Consider the following 19,773-nt stretch of genomic DNA (forward strand, 5'->3'; position numbering starts at 1 on the left):
ATTTAACCGCTTGCTGGCCCACTCTGTTTATCTGTTTTGTTTTGCACTGGTAAATGCTTCAATGCCCTGTTTTAATCGATTTAACCCGTCTATAAGCATGGTTTCCGGGCACGCGATATTAATTCTAAGAAATTGATTACCATTACCACCGTAAACAGTTCCGGCGGAAACATACAAACCAGTCCGGTCGCGAATAAACCTTTCTAATTGATCAGAATGGGTTGTGAGTTCGCTGCAGTCAATCCAAACCAGGTAAGTTGCATTAGATGTGACGACATGAATTTGAGGGATATTTTGATTACAGAATTCGGTTAAGATTTGCCGATTTTTAATCAGTTGTTGTTTTAATTCGGCTAACCATTTGTGACCCTTGGTATAAGCAGCGATTGATCCTGGCAGGGCTAATAGATTTGGCTCAGCCAATTCATCGGTATTAAGACCGCGAGATACAATATTTCTTAACCCCTCATTTGGGACAATCACTGTTGCAGCGTGAAGGGCCGCGACGTTAAACGTTTTGCTGGGTGAGACAGCGGCAATTGTCTGTTGAATGAGATTGTCCGGTAACGAAAAAATGGGGGTGTAGGCTGGCTTACCACAAACCAGATCACCATGAATTTCATCGCTGAATAAGGTGACATGATGTTTCATGCAAAGCTGACTAATTCGAAGCAATTCATCCTTAGACCAGACTTTGCCAACCGGATTATGAGGATTGCACAGGATCATCATCGTGCTCAATGGGTCAGCTAATTTTTTCTCCAAGTCATCCCAATCGACAGAATAGGAGTGAGCTTGTTGATCGTATACCAAGTCACTGGACAAAACATGACGGCCATTGTTTAAAATTGAATTGTAAAAGATGTTGTAGACTGGTGCTTGAACCACAACGTTATCACCCACGTTGCTGACGCGGCGAACCGTTGAAGAAATTGATGGGACAACGCCGGTGCAGAAAATCATCCAGTCTGGATCAGGTCGGGTTTGATGTTCGGATTCGTACCAATTAGCGACCGCGTTGAAATAGTCCGTGTGAGGTTCCTCATAACCGAAAATTCCGAATTGAACCTTTTTCTGCATTGCGGTGATAATTTCCGGAGCCGCCTTAAAATCCATATCCGCTACCCACATTGGCAGTTCATTTGGTTTGACGTCCCATTTAACCGAATCGGTATCCCGACGGGGGATAATCGATTTGAAATCATACATGTTAAGCACTCTTTTCCTTGGTTGTTTTAGTGTCAGTGATAATCGTCGTTTTGGCTGGATCAACTTTGGTTGAATCCATGATCAGTTGACCGATTGATTTAGCGTGGATCTTACCGCTGATTGGATTTTTGACGCTGGTGATCTTTGAATCGATTTCCGCGTCAATGTTTTGGCAATATTCAAATGCCAAGTCGGTTTCCAACAGCCGGCAATGACGCATGGTCAAATGATCGATGTAACACAAGCCCTGATCACTTTCGATAGTACAGTTAATTAAAGTGAGATTTTTCGTGTTCCAAGCAAGATATTCACCATTAATGACCGAATCGTAAATCGTCACATTTTCACAATTCCAAAAGGCATCCTTGGTGACAAATGTTGAATGATGCACCTCAACATTTTTGGCACCATCAAACGCATAGTTGCCGATCAAGTCCAAATGGTCAATATAAATATCATGACTGTTCATACCAAAGTAGCTGCCATTTGCCTGAACGTGATCAATTTTAATGTGGTCACAGTTCCAAAGTGTTTCACCGGCATTTGAAAAATGATCATTGGTTAGCGTTAAATGTGAGCTGCGGCGGAAAGTTTTACTAGCTTGAACGGAACAATCCGTCATTTGAAGATCATCAGTGTACCAGATACCGGCATGGGCAATCTTTTCAAAAATGGTGTGATTGACAGTCACGTGTTTACTATACCAAAGCGGATATTTCCATTTAAAAATCGAATGCTCGAGATCGATATTTCGGCTTTCCTTTAATGGTGATTCACCCTTGCCAAAAGTGGTACCCGTAATTTTTGCGTCAGCTTCGGCGAAAAGGGGCCGTTCGCCTTCAAAGTATTGATCTTGGTATTTTTTCATATATTTCGCCTTTCTGATTTTAATGCTTGCCTTCTAAGATCAAGAATAATCGAGAATCAATCTGATTAATCTTATATTATCCATGGTAAACCAACTTTTGTGGATTGCGAGTGAAAAATTAGAAAAGGGTAGGGATAAAAGCCCTTTCATTTTAGCCAGTGAACCATTGCACTGCTATAATGAATGTGGAGGTGAAAAACATGACAACAATTTATGTGGATCCTTCCAAAAAGAAGGAACAAGTTGTTCAGTTGTCGGATGGTAGCCAGGGCTTGATGTATGCCAAGAAGCAAAAGGGTGGCACCGCGTACGAGTTTAAATTTACCGCGCATTTGCATCCCAGTTTCTTAATTACTCATGTACCGGTTGATGGCGATGTTGAAAACGTCGATACAATTGATGGTAAGCAGTCGTTTAAGATTGCCCTTCGTTGATGATTTTATATATTTTTGGATCTTGTGATTGATCTAAGCGTATATAAGCTTGTGAGCAGGAAGGGCAGTTAGTAGGTTAATTCATTTCTACAGGGAAGGCTGAGGCGATCAGAGCGCTTCAGCCTTTTTTGTTGACGATTTTAATTATTTTATGTTTCGTGATCCGGGAGGACTAATTAAAGCTTCCCTGCTTTTAATTGACCTTTGGTTGACATGTATTTAAGAATCAAAAATAGAATTTTGCTGGGCATGATTTTATGGAAAGGATATTTAAATGGGCTTCATTGTGTTTTAATTTAGAATACTGTCAGTTATTGGACGTATTTATTCACAAAAAATAATTTAACCAACATTTTGATTTCTTGATTTCGAGACCTTATTACCAAGCACGAATAGATTTTGGCTTATAATAAGGTCGAAGGGAACTTATAGATTGATTAGAATTGGAGGTAAGGTTATGAAAGCTGCATATATCAATAAAACCGGTGACAGCAAAGAAATTATCGTAGGTGATTTACCGACTCCGAGCATGAATCGTGATGAGGTATTAGTCAAAGTTGAAGCAGTCTCGGTTAACCACGTGGATACTTTTGTTCGCGCCGGTTCGTATAAGACTAAGAAAACCTTCCCGTTTGTGATTGGTCGGGATGCGGTTGGAACGGTTGTCGAAGTTGGGTCGGCGGTGACTAACTTTTCCAAGGGTGTTTCAGTCTGGACCAACAGTATGGGCTATGATGGTCGGCAAGGGGTCACCAGTGAATACGCTGTTATCCCTGCTGATCGACTTTATCATTTACCTGCCGGGGTTGATCCCATTCAAGCAGTTGCTTCGGTTCACTCTTCGGCAACGGCCGCAATCTTAATTAATGATATTTTTGAAGCTCAGCCTGAAAAAACCATTCTAATTGAAGGTGCCGCCGGTCACGTCGGGAAAAAATTGGTTCAAATCGCTCACACGATGAATTTGAGAGTGATCACAACGTCAAATGAAAGAGATTTCGGAACTCTTGATGCATTGGGGAGCGATTATCAGTTAGATTACAAGAAATCGCTGCATAAACAATTGGAAAAGCATGCTATCGATGGGGTTGATTATGCCGTTGATACATCCGGACGGGTTGAACTTGAAGATAATTTGGATGCCTTGAATCAAGGTGGGATTGTCGGGGTGATCACAGCTCCCAAGGATAATAAATTTACACTTTCAGTTCGTCAATTCTATACGCAGGCCAAGCGAATTGAAGGCTTTGTTATCAGCCATGCGACAACAGAGCAACTGTTAAATGCCGCTAAATTATTAAATCAACGGATGGCGGATGGCTTTCTACTTGAAGATCCAGTGCTGACTAAAAAGATTGATGATGCCGCATGGGCACATCGTCAATTGGAAAAGAATGTTGTGAAAGAACGAGTCGTTTTAACCATGTAACAAATGCCACGAGATATTTCTGATCCTTAATATTTGGACAGGTTTCTTATGTGTTCGTAAGTTTTTTTCTCCTAACCATCAAATTTGTCAAAAACCACTTAATCAAAATTCCTACAAACAGGGATTCTGATTAAGTGGTTTTTATTTTTGAGATTAATTGATTGGACTTCACAGACTATCCTAAGGTCAAATGATAAAAGATCTTAATCTTGGCTGCCTGTTCCTTGAAGTTTCTAACCCGTCGAACCGGTTTAATGGGTTGGCGACTTCTTTTTTCTTCCTCACAATCGTGAAGGGTCAGCAGCATTTTTGCTTCGCCATCACCGTTGTTTGCTCGTCGTTCCAGTTCAGTACGAGCGCTTTTGGCGAATAAAGCGCTGGCCCAGTTAGTCGGTGTGAGCCGTTGATATAAATAGTAATTAGTTTCGTTTTGCATAATAATGTTAATTCCCCCGTTATGTTTGATACGCAAATTGTTATTCGTAAATAATCATACCTAAGATTATTATCATTTGTCCCGCCAGTCAAGGCCTTTATGGAACTGATTGTTATTTTGAGGTGGACAATCATCTGCTAAATTGGTTATCATCAGCATTACTTTTACAGTTTTAGTACATCATATTTACCTTAGATTTACAGGATATTTACACCCGTTTCATACAATTGAGTTGTTCAAAAATAATGGGAATATGGGAGTTAATGACATGAATTTACTTAAGAAAGCGGCTTTATTCACCACTTTACTCGGAGTTACTGTGGCTCTTGGGGCTTGTTCAAGTGCCGGGGCGACTGGCAAGTCCGGCCAATCTGGCAAATTAACGGTTGTCTTTTTACCTGGCGATTCTGTTAAAGAAGAGGGGGCCGCTCGGGCAGCATTGAGTAAAGAAGTTGCCAAGGCGACGGGCAAGAAGGTTCAAGTTCAAACAACGACGGATTATAACGTCGCGATTCAGGCAATTTCATCTGGAAAAGCCCAGATTGCTTTAATGGGTCCTGACAGTTATATTCAAGCACATCAACAAAGTAAAAATGTGCAACCGATTGTGACTTACACAGGTAAATCCGGCACGTTAAAAGATGCCTATTACCACAGTTACATTATGGTGCCAAAGGATAAAGCTAGCCAATACAAAGTTAACGGCAAATATAGTTTAAAAAATATCAAGGGTAAGAAGATGTCATTTGTCAGCAATACGTCAACTTCAGGGTATGCGATTCCGGCAGGTGCAATCGCTAAAACTTTCAACATTAAAAATAAAGATGACTTGGCTCAAAGTGGTAAATTTTTCTCTAAAGTTTTGTTTGGGGGGTCTCATCAAGGGTCCACTGTTAACTTGCTAAAGGGAGATGCTGACGTTGCAGCGTTTGATGATATGGATTTAACCCAATATGGGAAATTTCTAAATGATTCAAACAAAGTTGGCGCCATTTTCCAGATTAATAAGAATGCGCCAGCACCATTTAATCAGGTTCGTGGGAAAGAAAGTTTGGCAATCGCAGCCTATAAAGTTCAAAACGAACCAATCGCGGTTAACAATAAGTATGTTAGCAAAAAAGAAATTAAAGAAATTGTGAAGGATTTGACATCTAAGCGGGTTACCAATGACCGGACATTCTTTGCGCCGGCTAATGCTAAGAAACGTGGCTTATTACCTAAGGATGGCAACACCCAATTTAAAGCAGTCAGCGATAGTTGGTATCAACCAACTCATCAAATTTTAGGTGAATAATCTATCAGAAAGGAAGATTGCATGTTAACGATTAAGGATTTATCGAAAAGCTATGACGGCCAAAAGCAATCGCTGCATGATGTTTCGTTCAGTGCCAAACCGGGTGAAGTGACAGTCGTTATTGGACCATCGGGTGCTGGAAAGACGACGCTCTTGCGGAGTATTAATCAGTTAATTCGTGATAATGATGGTGAAATCTGATTTGAGGATGATAATGTCCGCGCCCTTAATAAATATGAGTTGAAATTATTGCGTACCCAAATTGGCATGATCTTTCAAAATTACAATTTGATTGAACCTCTAACAGCACTTGAAAATGTCCTTCATGGCCGTTTGGCTGCTAAATCAACCATTGCCGGGATGTTTTCTTTATACACGAAGGCGGAAAAACAGGAAGCATTTGACCTGTTAAACGAAGTTGGGTTAGCTGAATTCGCTTATAAACGGTGCCGGGATCTTAGCGGCGGCCAAAAGCAGCGGGTTGGGATCGCCAGAGCGTTGATGCAGCATCCTAAGATGATTCTTTGTGATGAACCAATTGCTTCGCTGGATCCGAGATCAACGACAATGGTAATGGACATCCTTCAGCGTTTGGCGAAAAAGAAGCATTTAATCGTGTTGATTAATTTACATCAGGTCGATATTGCCAAAACGTATGCTGATCATGTGGTGGGCATTAATTCTGGTCGATTGGTTTTTGACGGTAAGCCTGATCAGCTGGATGCAATGACGGTTAATGAAATCTATCGGTCAGTTGCGGTTCAGGAGGCCTAGCTATGGAAATGAAGGTCAGTAATAAAACTTTTGCAGCAAAACGGTTAAAGATAACGGGAATCATTGTTTTACTAGCGCTCATTTATCTGGTCTGTTCGCTGATACTGAATTTTCAAACCAGTTCCTTTTTATCAGTCCAAACCGGGCTCATTTGGCTGGCGAAGAATTTTATTCCTAATTCACAGTCAATTCAGTATTGGCAAGATATCGCTTATCAACTGTTTCGAACTTTTTTGGTAGCTGTTTCATCCACCACGGTTGCTGCGGGTGGCGCCTTATTTCTGGCGATTTTAGGGGCAAAAAATACTGCCTTGAATAGAAATGCGAGCTGGATTATTCGTGGCTTTGCGTCATTACTAAGAAACATTCCAATTGTTGGCTGGGCGATGATCTTACTGTTTTCCTTTAAGCAAAATGATTTTACAGGATTTCTAGCATTGTTCTTCTTGTCACTTGGATTTTTGACCCGCGCATTTATGGAAACTATTGAGGACTTTGGTTCAGAAAAAATTCAAGCGTTGCAAGCAACCGGTGCCAATTATTTACAAGTTGTTTTTCAAGCCGTTTTGCCTGAAGTTGCAACGGCATTGATTTCATGGATTCTGTATATGATTGAAAATAATATTCGGGATGCGACGCTGGTTGGGTTATTAACAGGGACCGGCATTGGTTTCTTATTTGATCTGTACTTTAAAAGTCTAAGGTATGGGGCAGCGGGCTTGGTTGTCACGGCAATTATTATTTTGGTTGTCGCCATTGAGCTTGTTTCAAATTACATTGAGAGGTGCATTCAATGATTAACAAACCGGAACGACAATTAACAATAAATCCAGTGGTAGCCTCCGAGCTTCCAAACCCATCAGTTCACCGAATTCATGATTCAAGGCGAACCTTAATGCGGACGATTTTACTAGTCCTTGTTGGTGTGACTGCACTAACGATGCCATCATTAATTCCCCATGGGCTAAACTTGTGGGCGGCTTTTGGCAACTTTGCTGAAAATTTAAAAATTATGTTCGTGACTCCCAGAACCGGCAACGATACCTGGCAAGTACTGTGGGTTGCGTTGGCACAAAGCATCTCATTGGCGTTTTTAACAACGGTAATTGGTTCAATTGTTGCCTTTTTCTTCGCCTTAATGGGATCTCATAAATTATCGCCAAGCTGGTTGGTCTACACTGTTCAAAGTGTGATGGCGTTTATCCGCGCCATTCCCACGATTCTCTGGGTTCTGATTTACAGTGTGGCATTGGGACTAGGCGCTAACGCTGCGGTGATTGGATTAACATTTCACAGTGTGGCTTATCTGACCAAAGTATATGCTGACAGCATCGATGATTTATCCGGTGACAGCTTATCGTCTCTATCAGCCATCGGGGTTGGTTTCTGGCCAATCGTGACTCAGGCGGTAATCCCGGAAACAATGCCTAATTTGCTGAGTTGGACGTTTATCCGTTTTGAAATCAATTTCACTAATGCGGTGGCAGTTGGTGCAGCCGCCGGTGCCGGTGGGATTGGCTATCAATTATATATGGCCAGTGGTTTTTACTTTGATTTTCATGAAGTTGGTTTAATTGTTTACATGCTGCTATTGTTTGCAGTCATTTTGGAAATTATCTCGTATATGCTTCGGAATAAAGTTATTAAACAACATTAGGAGGACACTAAATGATAAAAGCAGTTGTTTTTGATTGGGCAGGTACCACGATTGATTATGGGAGTCGCGCACCATTAGTTGCATTCCAACGGGCCTTTCATAATTTTGGAATTGAGATTAGTGAGTCAACGATTCGCGCCGATATTGGGTTGGATAAATTATCGCACGTTAAAAAGATGATGAAATTAAAACCGTTACAGGATCAATGGCTGGCTCGATATCCCGATGTTTCAATTGAGGAAGCCATTCAAAAGATTTACCAGGAATTTCAAATTGAAATTCGCGCTGTCCTTCAGGATACGGCGAAGCTGAAGCCGGGGATGACTGAGTTACTTCGGTATTTAGATCATAATCGAATTGCGGTTGCCACGACAACCGGATATAACCAGGAAATGTTGAATGAGGTCTCACCGTTAGCAGCTGCTCAAGGTTACGTTCCCAAGTTTAATATTACATCGGAGCAAACCAATTACGTGGGTCGTCCTAATCCGGATATGTTGCTGTTGGCCATGAAAAAGCTTGGAATCGAGGACCCGAGTCAAGTCATCAAAGTTGGTGATACGGTTAATGATATTTTGGAAGGTCGCAATGCTGGGGTCACTTCAGTGGGAGTCATCGAGGGGAGTAACTTGATCGGTCTTTCAAAGGAAGATTATTTAAAACTCGATTATGACGAAAAGATGGCTGTAAAACGACATGCGCATGATCAGTTTATTAAAGCAGGAGCCAATGATGTGATTGACTCAATTGACCAATTGATTGGAGTGATTAAGGACATGGATGAATTAAGTAGTTTTGATCATGAGAATCGGCAGGAAATTCTGTTAACTCCCGGGCCGCTGACAACTTCCGCCAATGTTAAAAAGGCAATGTTAATTGATCACGGGACTTGGGATGATGACTATAAAGGCGTGACTCAAGAAATCCGTGGTGAATTATTAGCGATTGGAAAAGCTTCACCAAAAGCGTATACCAGCGTGTTAATGCAAGGTAGTGGGACATTCTGTGTTGAGGCAACGTTGGGAACTGCGATACCCCAAAATCAGGCTAGTGTCTTAATGATCGCAATTAATGGTGCCTATGGCGAACGGATGGCCCAGATTGCTGATTATTATGGGATTACCCATATTGATTTACAGTTTAATGAGGACCAGCCGGTTGACCCGGCACGCGTATTGGATGAGATTGCGAAACATCCGGAGGTTACTCATTTTGCGGTTGTCCATTGTGAAACGACAACTGGTATCTTGAATCCGATTGAGCGAATTATTCCGATTTTAAATAAAATGGGAATCGTGACAATTGTTGATGCAATGTCTAGTTTTGGTGGTGTTTCAATTGATATTAATCGGCTTGGCGTTGATTATTTAATTTCCAGCGCAAATAAATGTATTCAGGGTGTTCCTGGGTTCGGTTTTGTTATTGCAAAGAAATCAGTTATTGATAAGACGCAAGGCAATGCGCGTTCATTATCACTTGATCTATATGAACAATATCGATGCTTCGAAGATCATGATGGCAAATGGCGGTTTACATCACCGACTCATGTTGTTTATGCATTTCAGGAAGCCATTGAAGAGTTAAAGGATGAGGGTGGTGTGGAAGCCCGAACCCAACGTTATCAAGCAAATGAGCAATTGCTAAGAAATAAAATGATTTTGCTGGATTACGAACCAGTGATTGACGAGCAGGTTCAGTCGCCAATCATTACGACGTTTAAGTATCCATCCGAAAATTTTGATTTTCATCAATTATACGAATTTTTAAAGGATCGTGGCTTCGTCATCTATCCGGGGAAGGTGTCAAAAATCGACAGCTTCCGAATCGGCAATATTGGTGAGGTGTATGAAGCTGATATTGAAAGATTGGTGGCGTTGGTGGGGAAATATGATAAGAGTGTGACTGCAAGCGCATAGATTCCAGAGTCTAAGCCCCAGCACGCAATATTCCAGGCTTTTGGGAATATTGCGTGCTGGGGTTTAGACGGCCGGAATCTGCTTGCAGTCACACGTTTCGGCACGGTAGCAAATGGGATGTACGGCTGCGGTTATTTAGACGGCGGGGATCTGCTATTTATCACAGGTTTTAGATCAATAATGTATCAAAAAAGAGGTTGACCAGTAATAGGCACAACCTCTTCATACATAACTTCAAGTCTACTTCGACGTTTATGAAACAACGAAAAGTTAGCTTAAGCTAATTTATTATTATAAACATAATTCATTAACGAACGAGTTTCTGTAAATTCGTTTTGATCATGAAGCACAACCGTAATAATTCGGTCATGGCCAGCCTTTCGGCCAGTTCCAACGAAGCAGTAACCAGCTGGAACAGTATAGCCAGTCTTTAACCCGTCAACGTTTAGTGATTTTTGGTAATACTTTCGGCCAGGTAGCATATTGTTATAATTGTAAAGCTTTTGACCATCCAAGGTCATTGATTTAATTGAAGCATCGGTTAAGACATCGTTATAATCGGCAATGAAGTGTTTTGCAATTTGAGCAACATCATTGGCTGACACTAAGTTGGCATTTGCGCCACCGATACTGTAACCAAACGGCTTTAAACTATTTTGTTCCATTCCTGATGCGGAAACAAACGAAGCATCGGTTAAGTTCCAAAGTTTAGCCTGGGCATTCATCATATTAATGAATTTCTTATTGTAAGTTGGTGTTGAACCACCAGCAACCCATTGACCAAGAGCGATTGCGGCATTGTTTGAAGATTCAATTAGTCCAGCTAAATATAGGTCGCGAACAGTGTAGGAATTCTTGGTGAATTTGAAACCGCCAAAGTCCTTATCCTTGCCCAACTTTTTTAATCCGGCATTACTGGTATTAACCTTTGAATCCCAAGTGCCATCACCATTGCTAATCTTTTGGCGAACCAGATATAGGGTCATTAATTTAGTGATTGACGCAATTGGGCGGGGGGTATCAGCAGCTTTTGACCAAACGGTGCCGCCAGTGTTCATATCCAGCGCAACAGCTGATTGCGCATACTTTAAGCCAAATGGTGACTTGCCAGGGGTAAGGTAGTTATGCCAAACGTATCCGGAAACTGAACCGCTTCCATTAGATACTTTATAATACAATGCCTTGGAAGCCCCATTCTTTAAAGTGACCTTCTTTGTGGCATACCAAGTCGTGTAAGGGTATGTTTTTAAGTTGGCAATTTTTTTGGTATGGGATAGATTATAAATCGCTCCGGCGGCCGACTTCTTATGATAGGGAGCCTTTTTTATGGTTGTAGTTGAAACAGTTGTATATTTAGGCGTTGTGGCAGCAAATGCGGTTTGAGCACTAACCCCAATTCCAAAACTAAATACAGCCGCACACGTAATTAAAGCCGTGCGCAGCCAACGATTAATTTTCATGATAATTCACATTCCTCCTCTTTAGTTGTTAGTTAAAATTGTAACATGTCTGAGAGAGCCCCCCCAAGGTTTTAACCAAATTGTAACTGAATTGGTGGATGTGCGTAACTATCGAAAAATGATTGACCTATTCGATACAACTAAGCTTGTTGATCGTCTAAATGATCAATATTGGTAAAATAGTCGGGAAATTTATCGATAACTGATTTTTGCTCACTTATCATTAAATTTAAATGATTGTGGATCAGACTTTCGGCTTGTAAAGGTTTGTGACCCGTTAACGCGTCTAAAATTCCCTGGTGTTCTTGAATTAGGGTTGTTCGTGGCAGATTACTGTCATAAACTCGCAGTAACCGGTAGCGGTTCAGGTCAGTGCTAAATGTTTGCAGCCATTGCCAGACATTTTCCGAATCAGCAAACTGATAAAGCTTTTGGTGAAAATCATTGTCTAATGCGAACAATTTCGGAATATCATGAGCTTGAACAGCATGTTTTTGTAAATTTAAGTTGATTGACAATTCTGCAATTTGTTGCTGGGTAATCGTTTCGCCGTCAGCACTGACGACGGCTTTTTCGAGTGTTTGACGAACAAACCGGGCATCAAGTGCTTTTTTTAAATTGATTCGAGTAACGTAAGTGCCGCTTTGTGGCATCGAATAAAGCATGTTATCTCGGCGTAAGCGCAGCATGGCTTCTCTAATTGGGGTTCGGCTGACACCGATTGATTTCTCAAATTCCTTATCAGAAACACGTTGCCCCGGGTACAGTTTCAAATTCATAATTTGTGAATAGATTTGGTTGTAGGCTTTGTCTTGTAAACTTTCCATAATGATTATTCCCCATCTGTGATCGTTCGATTCCTTTTCTTCGAAATTATCTTATCATAGCGGTCAGCTTTTATTTATAAAAAAGGCTTGTGATTGGCGCTCTTAAGGAATCCTTAAAAATGAGGATCACGTTTTTTATCGGCGAATTGATTGGTCACTGTTTTTTAAGACTCGCATGATATCATTGTTAGTTGCTAAATTGAAATCGCCTGGAATGGTTAACTTCCAAGCGGCTGCCGCCATGGCATAATTAAGCTTTTGCGAATCGTTAAAATGATTTAAGAAACCATGAATGATTCCCGCACCAAAGGCATCCCCGGCCGCAACTTCAGGAACTGTTGTCATCTGGTAAACCGGACTTTGATAAAATTGACGGTCGTGCAGAAGAAGCGATGTCCAACTGCTTTTTTGCGGCGAATATTGGTTGCGAAGAATGCTGGCAATCGCTTGGCAATTGGGATATTGGGCCAGGATAGCCGTCATTGCCCGCTTAAAAGTGTCTTTTTGATCGATAGCCAAGCCATGATTGCTGTTGGTCGTTTTTATATTAAATGACGGTAAAAGATCCTCATCATGAACAAGACAGATGGTAACGAAAGGCATAATTCTTTTAGTGAATTGCTGAGCCGCGCCGGGTGACCAGAGTTTACCCCGATAGTTGGCATCGTAAACAACTGGGATATCAGCTTGCCGACAAAATTTGACCGCGTTCAGTAATGTGTCTTGCAGATTGGGTGAAAGTGCCGGGGTAATGCCTGAAATATAGAAATAATCCGTTTGACCAAGCAATTCCGGCCATGGATAATCTTGGTCATCTGACAAGGCAAATGCGCTGTTGGATCGGTCATAAATGACGTTGCTTGGGCGAATACCAGCCCCGCGTTGTAGAAAATAGAGGCCGAGTCGTTCACCGCCGCGGCTGATTTGGTGGGTATCAACCCCGAATCCAGTTAGCTGCCTGATGACACCGTCACCAAGTTCATTTGCTGGAAGCTTGGTGATCAAGGAGGTTTGATCCCCTAGTTGACTGAGCGAGACAGCGACGTTGGCTTCAGCACCACCGTAGTTGGCCTCAAATGAATTGGCCTGAATAAATGTTTGATTTGTCGGCGTTGTCAGTCGTAGCATGATTTCACCAAAAGTTGTTACCCGCATGGTTTAAAACCCCATTTCCCTGATTATTTAAATAACATACTGTCTGATTAGTATTTTACCATGATCTACCAATTGTGGACTTGTTCACAACATTGATATATCGCTCAAATAGTGGATTAATTATTGTGATTCCCGTTTAATAGAGGTAGGGAGTTAGTTGGGGGACTGACTCCAAGTATTATTGTAAGTAAGGGACAATTATAAAAACGGGGGAATTGATCATGGCACCACAAATGGGAGATCCCAAGATTCGCTTTAAAATGTACAAAGCTGGAAAAATTTGGTTATATTCAGCAGTCGTCTTTATTGCGGCAACAATGGGAATGGGAATTGACAATCGTCAAGTGATGGCAGACGTTGCTGAAGGGAACGTTCAGACTGGGCAAGTGACAGAGGCCACCCCAAATCAGAGCGATGCTGATAAGCCGGCAACAACAAGCTCAGCGACTGTAAATGCGACAACCGCGGCCAGCAGTTCAACTGATGTCAGTCAGTCCACTTCCCAAGCAACCCGTCAACCAGTTAGGGCAACAACTGGTGAACAAGTGACTAATCAGATTACTGCAAACAAATCTGTTCCATCAGCTGATCAAACGACTCAAAGTGCTGCAGTTGATCAAACCGTGGCGAAATCTGCCACCGTGGCCAATTTGGATAGCCAAGGGCAGGCACAGGAAGTTTCGGCAAACCGGGTGGCTGATCCAAAGCCGGTTGTCGTCAACTCGACAGCTACCCAGACCTCGGATCAGCAAACAACACCTCAGCAAACAACACCTCAGCAATCAACAGTTGCGAAACAGCCAGCTGCCAAATCGGGTGAGGCAAAACAAGTTGTGTCAGAAGTCAACCAGGCAAAACCAGATCAGCAGCGAGTAGGGGATGTCGTCACACCCACTGAGGTGAAAAAAGCGCCAGATCCCGTGGATACGACCAGTAAGCCAACCGTAGAACCTGAGAAGCGTTCAGATGTCCCACAAACCAACACGTATCCGGGAACCATTTTCCATCAGGTTCCGGTATATGTAGGTGGTCAATTGGCAAACCCACCTGGCAAGGATGCGATTATTAATGGGACGGGTGTTAGTAATAAGATCGGTCAATTACAGGCTGCCGATCTTATTCAACCGCAACATGAAAAAGAAATTATGAGTGGCGGTTATTATGATGGGCAAACTGCTTGGCAAGCGGGATTCCGAACTGATAATCAATTGATGTACCTGTATGAAGTTGATAAGACGGGGAAAATTGTTCAAACTCAAGAAATTCCGACTCCTGATTCGAGCCAGTTTGATGCTAATTGGAAATATACCAAGAACGGGACAGATTTATTTTGGGAGTATGGCTCACTTCAAATTGTGACAAAGACTGGGGCACAAAATATTCGACCACTTCAGTATATTCAGAATATCCCAGTAAAATATGTGGATCCGATGGGCAATGAGATTGCCCCGCAGGCAAAAGTTTCTGGTTATGTCGGAACGTACATTGACGCGCCATACCCTCAAATTCCCGGATATCGCTTAATTCGAGTTCCGTTTCAAAATGATGATCACCAATTTTTAATTAATAACGTGACGGCCACAACACCGACGACTGAATTTAAGCTGGAACAGGTTAATACCTATGTGGATAAATATTTCAAAGTTTTGGATACTCAAAATACCCAGTTAGTTTACGTAGTCGTAAAATATCCACCTGCATATGGTGGTGGCACTGAAACATCACGGACAGTTGAAATGAAAGCGGATCCATACGGCTTCTTCGGTTTTGGTTTTAACCGGGCTTGGGTAACGGCCAGCATGCCAATGCCGGTTGGGAATCCACTCATTTTCACCTATGAGCCGATCGCATCCTACAAACTCCAGATTAACTATTTAAATAAAGAAACAGGAGTAGCGATGGCGGTGCCATATCAAGCTGACGGTGCGGGAACTTATGAAATCATTTCACCGGTTTTTTATGGGTTTACCAGCTCATTAAATGATGTTCAAGGGGTTCTTCAAAGAGATACAATCGTTAATGTGACTTATGAACGAACGCCAGATCCGGTAAAACCGATTGAACCAGGCAAACCTGTGACACCAGAAAGGCCCATAATACCTGTTACGCCAATTGTGCCGGTTGATCCAGTGAAGCCAAGTCGACCGATAGAACCGCTTCGTCCTGATGAACCGACGACACCATTGGTTTCTGTAACACCATATGAACCAGCAGGCCCAGGGCAGCCAATGGTCACAGGTGAATCAACCAAGGTAGTGCCCGTTCCGGTTCCAGACGCACAAAAAGGGATCAAACCAAATCAACCAACGGCTTTAAACCTGCCGAATGATTCTGCAAAGCTGACCGCACCAACTATTGAGGCGTTAAGTCATCCAAATGATGTTGGTGTCAAAGTGTCTAACCCACAGATGCCAAGCCAAAATGAGCGAGTTAATGTTAGCTCTAAGACCGACCAAACAGTTAACCGTTTAAATGATAAGAGTGGTGCTTCGCAAGTAAATGAGCCGAAGCCACAAACAATAAGAAGCGAGAAGCAGGCAGGGATGCTTCCTCAAACTGATGAGAAGAATAATGTGGGGATAAGCATTGCCGGTGGCGTGTTACTTGGATTGGTCGCTGGACTCGTTGGCTGGGTTTACCGTAAGAAACGGATATAGGCGTGATTAGACAACGGTTGAGCCATCTGATACTCGTCAGTTCCTTAGATAATAGTCTTTCAGTGAACCCCTGATTAAAAATCAAATATTTCGTTAATTAAAAGGATGGCTAACATCCCTCCATGTAACTGGAAGAGGGATGTTAGCCATCCTTGGTTTGTGGCAATTTTTACGTTTAACACAGTTATCTAAAAAGTTAAACTTGAAAAATTTTAATTTGATTCTGCAATTCATCCAACTTGATCTTAATCCGTTTTTTCAGAATCACTTGGATTTGAAGTAATATTTTTCGCTTTGGCAGCAATTTCGGCGTTTTGCTGAATTACTAACTCGTTGTAGTAGTTTGCAAAACTTAGGGTCGAATAAGGTAACACCCATATCCCGGCAATCCCGGCAGTGACGACAACCAGGAGTGCCCAACCAAGAAAACTGAGTTGCATCACAAACAATTCCCACTTGTGACCGTCCATAAGTTCACGACTTTGCGTGATGGCTTCCAGAAATCCAATTCGTTCGCCTCGGTCAATTGCGTCCCGGTAAATATAAATGGCTTGTGAATAGGCGAGTGATTTAATCATTCCAGGAATGAATAATAGTAATGACCAAAGAAAAATAAAGATCCACATCAAAATATCAATTAGTAATGTGCCGAGAAAATAATCACCATTTATGAAAATGGTAAATGATTTTTGAAGTGGCTGTTCATATTCAAGCTTCTGGCGCATAGCATCAATGCAGACAAAGGCGATTCCAGCGGCAAGTAACAATAACAAGAGTGACAGCAAACTGTTAAGATTGGTCCAAACGGTTAGAACCATTGGTCGCTCGAAAACACCGTAACCAAACCATCCAATCAGGACTTCAATAATGAAAATTGGTAAAAATAGCAAAAAGAAAAATGAGAAGTGCGCGTTTAAAATGCTCTTTGCGTCTTCCTTGATAGCTGCTCTGTTCATAATAATTCCCCCCTTCAACATAATTATAGAGTTACGGTGGGAATTAGCCAAAGAAAAAGAACGTTGAAAAGGAACTTACGTTAAGGCTTTCAACAGCTTTTTAATTAAATACACCGCGGACTAGTTTGGTTTGTTGAACCCACCCGTGGCCTTGGACATATGAGAACGTTCGATTCTGCTTAGTGGCATCACTCTTTGCTTTAATGATTTTTGTGACGTAATAAGTACTAGCGGGTTTTAATTTACCGTTGGCAGTTAAGTTCATACTTGGATTATCCGCACCAAAGGCCGCCTTATAAACGGTCACAGAGGATTTGGCTGTATGAAAAGTTTGTTTTGCGTTAATAAAGTTAGCGTTGATGATTGAAAACTTATAAGTCTTTGTTTTCGCGGCTACAGCAGGTGTCGGTAATGTGGCTGTAAAGGGAAGCGTTAGGACGAGAGTTGCAATTAAAATAGCAATTTTTTTCAAAATTATGGCGCCTCCATTAATTAATTTAACAAGAGTATACAATATAGCTAAAATGCATGTCAAAACATCATTTTTTGATAAATTAGTTAATGATTGCTTTCACCAAAGTGAGTGTTTCGTAAAGATACTCATTCAATTTGTTCAGTCAGGTGATTCAAAATATTGAACAAAAGGGTTCGACAATTAGGGTCAAAGTTCTTGTTGAGAATATCGTTTTCGTTGCCAGCAAATTTAGAACCTGCAATAAAGGCGGCGTCGGTTGTGACTAATTCTTTCAGCGAGGCCGGCGTTGATTCCAAATGGAACTGAAGACCGATAGCCGATTTGTAACTAAATCCCTGATTGGGCCAATATTGGCTTGAAAAAAGTGGTCGGCCGCCCTGAGGAGTTTCAAAGCCTTCTCCGTGCCAATGAAGGACTTGATAGTGATCCTGGGCATTGAAGAGCAATTGAGCTAGTGGGGATGAAGTGACCGGACCAAAACCAACTTCTTTGGGCGTTGGGATGATTGGTTGGCCAAATACTTTAGCGAGTTGTTGGGCACCAAGGCAAATACCCAACATTGGTTTATTAGCGTTAACCACGGCTTTGATTAATTGGCGTTCTTGAGAAAGCCAGGGTAAGTCATCGTTAGCACTCATTGGGCCGCCAAGAACAATTAAAAACGCGACATCACTGGGATCTGGTAAATGCTGATCATTGTTGAAAAGCTGAACCAGGTCAATTTGATGATGATTCTTAGCAGCCCATTCGCTGATTAGACCAGGAATTTCAAATGGGACGTGTTGCACAATTGTGAGTTTCATGAGTAGGCACCTCGCTATCCTTGATTAAATGTTACGGGTGATTAGATCTTCAACCAATAATTTATATAGTAGCGACTTAATTGCCATTGATTGATATTGTTTAGCAGACAGATTAGGGATGTCAATCTGTTTAAGTTCCGTGTTAAAGAGGGTGACGAATTGATCATAGGCGTTGTCCACAGAATCCAATTTCATCGCAATTCTTAATGCCTGTGTGATGGCATCTAAAGATAAAATTGGCTTCAAGATACTGACGACCAATAGTTTTGCCAATTGAACCCGTGAGTAGCGTTTTTTGGTTGGTCGATCGACAATTCCCTTCTTAACGTAGCTGTTAATCATTGATTTCGTGATTGCCGTTTTGGTGATCGGAATGAGATATTGATTTATCTCATCAATTACCTGATCCATGTATAAATCTAAATTGGGTAAGTCTTGGTATTTGGGCAATGAAATTTTTGATAATTTCTGTTGCAATTTTTCTTCGGATTTTTCAACGGCCATTAATGTGGACTCCTTTGATTTGAATACCCGTATTATCGCATATTCAACGGTAAAAATAAAGAAACGTAGAATTGATATCTACATGTTCTTGATTTATAAACCATTTTATCTTATGATGGTTTCGAGGAGGGATCATGATGAGAAATCAGACTATTAAATTAAGACGTCAACAGGTCGTTTACGAGGTGTTAAATGCTGTTACCCATGGCGTTTCATTTTTTGCCGGCGTTATTTTATCGGTGATGCTTATTTTACGGGCAAGTCATGATCATCTCTCCGGAGTCGCGATTACCAGCTTGGTGGTTTATTCGATTACGGTGCTGTCACTTTATTTGGCGTCAACACTCTTACACTGCTTTGTTTTTACTCGGGCAAAACGGGTCTTTCAAATTTTGGATCATAGTAATATTTTTTTGCTGATCGCGGGGACCTACACACCGTATTGCATCATTTTTGTTCATGATTGGGCTGGGTATGCATTATTGGCAGCTGTCTGGGCATTGGCCATTGGTGGGATTATTAGTCACGTTGTTTTTCATGGCAAATACCAAAAAACCGAAACAACGATCTATGTATTGATGGGCTGGCTGTGCGTATTCTTGGGGAAAGCCTTGTATGATAATTTAAGTATCAGTGGCTTTTGGTTATTGGTTGCCGGTGGGATAATTTTTACTCTTGGAGCGGTTATTTACAGTTTTCCGAAAATTCCGGGTCTCCATTTGATCTGGCATTTCTTCGTCATGGCGGGAACGTTAACGATGTTTTTATCAATATATTTTAATATTTAAAATAAGAGTGGACCAGCAAGCGGTTAGACCCACTCTCCTCCATGATTGTTCACTACCATAAGTTAATAAAAAGGCTTGACATATTTTAAAAACGTGGTAATTTTGAAGCATCAACAAATTAAAAAACAATA

18 protein-coding genes and 2 pseudogenes are annotated in these 19,773 nt (G+C 41.5%); 10 read left to right on the forward strand and 10 right to left on the reverse strand.

The window, feature by feature from the left end; translation table 11 throughout:
• Window positions 1-27 precede the first annotated feature (27 nt).
• Window positions 28-1,209 carry a MalY/PatB family protein gene (locus tag FC85_RS07470; protein WP_057864911.1) on the reverse strand — a complete coding sequence of 394 codons (1,182 nt, stop codon included), beginning with the start codon at window positions 1,207-1,209 and terminating at the stop codon, window positions 28-30.
• A 1-nt stretch (window position 1,210) separates the two neighbouring features.
• Entirely contained in the window at window positions 1,211-2,077 is an 867-nt protein-coding gene (locus FC85_RS07475) for a DUF3737 family protein (RefSeq protein ID WP_057864912.1), read from the reverse strand.
• A gap of 200 nt (window positions 2,078-2,277) precedes the next feature.
• Here FC85_RS07475 and FC85_RS07480 point away from each other — a divergent pair, with 200 nt between their 5' ends.
• The gene (locus FC85_RS07480) at window positions 2,278-2,511 is read left to right on the forward strand and encodes a hypothetical protein (protein WP_083485033.1); all 234 of its coding nucleotides are present in this window, start codon (window positions 2,278-2,280) and stop codon (window positions 2,509-2,511) included.
• A 457-nt stretch (window positions 2,512-2,968) separates the two neighbouring features.
• Window positions 2,969-3,940 carry an alcohol dehydrogenase catalytic domain-containing protein gene (locus FC85_RS07485; protein WP_057864914.1) on the forward strand — a complete coding sequence of 324 codons (972 nt, stop codon included), beginning with the start codon at window positions 2,969-2,971 and terminating at the stop codon, window positions 3,938-3,940.
• Between the two features lie 175 nt (window positions 3,941-4,115).
• Here FC85_RS07485 and FC85_RS07490 read toward each other — a convergent pair whose 3' ends face one another.
• The gene (locus FC85_RS07490) at window positions 4,116-4,376 is read right to left on the reverse strand and encodes a hypothetical protein (protein WP_057864915.1); all 261 of its coding nucleotides are present in this window, start codon (window positions 4,374-4,376) and stop codon (window positions 4,116-4,118) included.
• 268 nt (window positions 4,377-4,644) lie between these two features.
• On the opposite strand from FC85_RS07490, the gene FC85_RS07495 reads away from it, so the two are divergent.
• The 6 genes and pseudogenes from FC85_RS07495 to phnW all read left to right on the forward strand — a co-directional run bounded on the left by FC85_RS07495 (window position 4,645) and on the right by phnW (window position 10,017).
• Window positions 4,645-5,670 (forward strand): phosphate/phosphite/phosphonate ABC transporter substrate-binding protein, encoded by a 1,026-nt coding sequence (locus tag FC85_RS07495; protein ID WP_057864916.1) that lies wholly within the window; start codon window positions 4,645-4,647, stop codon window positions 5,668-5,670.
• A 21-nt stretch (window positions 5,671-5,691) separates the two neighbouring features.
• A pseudogene (gene phnC / locus FC85_RS07500) lies at window positions 5,692-6,444 on the forward strand (phosphonate ABC transporter ATP-binding protein).
• A gap of 2 nt (window positions 6,445-6,446) precedes the next feature.
• Window positions 6,447-7,241 carry a phosphate/phosphonate ABC transporter permease gene (locus FC85_RS07505; RefSeq protein ID WP_147008600.1) on the forward strand — a complete coding sequence of 265 codons (795 nt, stop codon included), beginning with the start codon at window positions 6,447-6,449 and terminating at the stop codon, window positions 7,239-7,241.
• On the forward strand, window positions 7,238-8,101 hold the full coding sequence (locus FC85_RS07510; protein ID WP_057864917.1) for a PhnE/PtxC family ABC transporter permease: 864 nt from the start codon (window positions 7,238-7,240) through the stop codon (window positions 8,099-8,101). The genes FC85_RS07505 and FC85_RS07510 overlap by 4 nt, the downstream gene beginning before the upstream one ends.
• A gap of 11 nt (window positions 8,102-8,112) precedes the next feature.
• A pseudogene (gene phnX / locus FC85_RS16125) lies at window positions 8,113-8,859 on the forward strand (phosphonoacetaldehyde hydrolase); the annotation flags it as partial.
• A gap of 18 nt (window positions 8,860-8,877) precedes the next feature.
• Entirely contained in the window at window positions 8,878-10,017 is a 1,140-nt protein-coding gene (gene phnW, locus FC85_RS16130; protein WP_057864943.1) for a 2-aminoethylphosphonate--pyruvate transaminase, read from the forward strand.
• A 275-nt stretch (window positions 10,018-10,292) separates the two neighbouring features.
• Here the strand turns inward: phnW and FC85_RS07520 are convergent, their stop codons facing one another.
• The 3 genes from FC85_RS07520 to FC85_RS07530 all read right to left on the reverse strand — a co-directional run bounded on the left by FC85_RS07520 (window position 10,293) and on the right by FC85_RS07530 (window position 13,459).
• Complete coding sequence (locus tag FC85_RS07520) at window positions 10,293-11,477, reverse strand: D-alanyl-D-alanine carboxypeptidase family protein (RefSeq protein WP_057864918.1); 1,185 nt, start codon at window positions 11,475-11,477, stop codon at window positions 10,293-10,295.
• A 140-nt stretch (window positions 11,478-11,617) separates the two neighbouring features.
• A complete protein-coding gene (locus FC85_RS07525; RefSeq protein WP_057864919.1) occupies window positions 11,618-12,304 on the reverse strand; it encodes a GntR family transcriptional regulator in 687 nt (228 codons plus the stop codon).
• 135 nt (window positions 12,305-12,439) lie between these two features.
• Complete coding sequence (locus FC85_RS07530) at window positions 12,440-13,459, reverse strand: sugar kinase (RefSeq protein WP_057864920.1); 1,020 nt, start codon at window positions 13,457-13,459, stop codon at window positions 12,440-12,442.
• Window positions 13,460-13,680: 221 nt separating this feature from the next.
• Here FC85_RS07530 and FC85_RS07535 point away from each other — a divergent pair, with 221 nt between their 5' ends.
• Complete coding sequence (locus tag FC85_RS07535; RefSeq protein WP_057864921.1) at window positions 13,681-16,116, forward strand: MucBP domain-containing protein; 2,436 nt, start codon at window positions 13,681-13,683, stop codon at window positions 16,114-16,116.
• A gap of 245 nt (window positions 16,117-16,361) precedes the next feature.
• Here the strand turns inward: FC85_RS07535 and FC85_RS07540 are convergent, their stop codons facing one another.
• From FC85_RS07540 to FC85_RS07555, 4 genes are all read right to left on the reverse strand, one after another.
• Window positions 16,362-17,072 carry a DUF975 family protein gene (locus tag FC85_RS07540; RefSeq protein WP_057864922.1) on the reverse strand — a complete coding sequence of 237 codons (711 nt, stop codon included), beginning with the start codon at window positions 17,070-17,072 and terminating at the stop codon, window positions 16,362-16,364.
• 100 nt (window positions 17,073-17,172) lie between these two features.
• A complete protein-coding gene (locus FC85_RS07545; protein WP_057864923.1) occupies window positions 17,173-17,544 on the reverse strand; it encodes a hypothetical protein in 372 nt (123 codons plus the stop codon).
• Between the two features lie 128 nt (window positions 17,545-17,672).
• Complete coding sequence (locus FC85_RS07550; RefSeq protein ID WP_057864924.1) at window positions 17,673-18,350, reverse strand: type 1 glutamine amidotransferase; 678 nt, start codon at window positions 18,348-18,350, stop codon at window positions 17,673-17,675.
• Window positions 18,351-18,374: 24 nt separating this feature from the next.
• Window positions 18,375-18,854, reverse strand: a complete 480-nt coding sequence (locus FC85_RS07555; protein WP_057864925.1) for a DUF1836 domain-containing protein — start codon at window positions 18,852-18,854, stop codon at window positions 18,375-18,377.
• Between the two features lie 137 nt (window positions 18,855-18,991).
• Here FC85_RS07555 and trhA point away from each other — a divergent pair, with 137 nt between their 5' ends.
• Window positions 18,992-19,642: a PAQR family membrane homeostasis protein TrhA gene (gene trhA, locus FC85_RS07560; RefSeq protein WP_057864926.1), complete on the forward strand. Its 651-nt coding sequence runs from the start codon at window positions 18,992-18,994 to the stop codon at window positions 19,640-19,642.
• Window positions 19,643-19,773 lie beyond the last annotated feature (131 nt).

The sequence above is a fragment of the Lentilactobacillus diolivorans DSM 14421 genome (genome assembly GCF_001434255.1).
In the GTDB taxonomy this organism is placed as follows: Bacteria; Bacillota; Bacilli; order Lactobacillales; family Lactobacillaceae; genus Lentilactobacillus; species Lentilactobacillus diolivorans.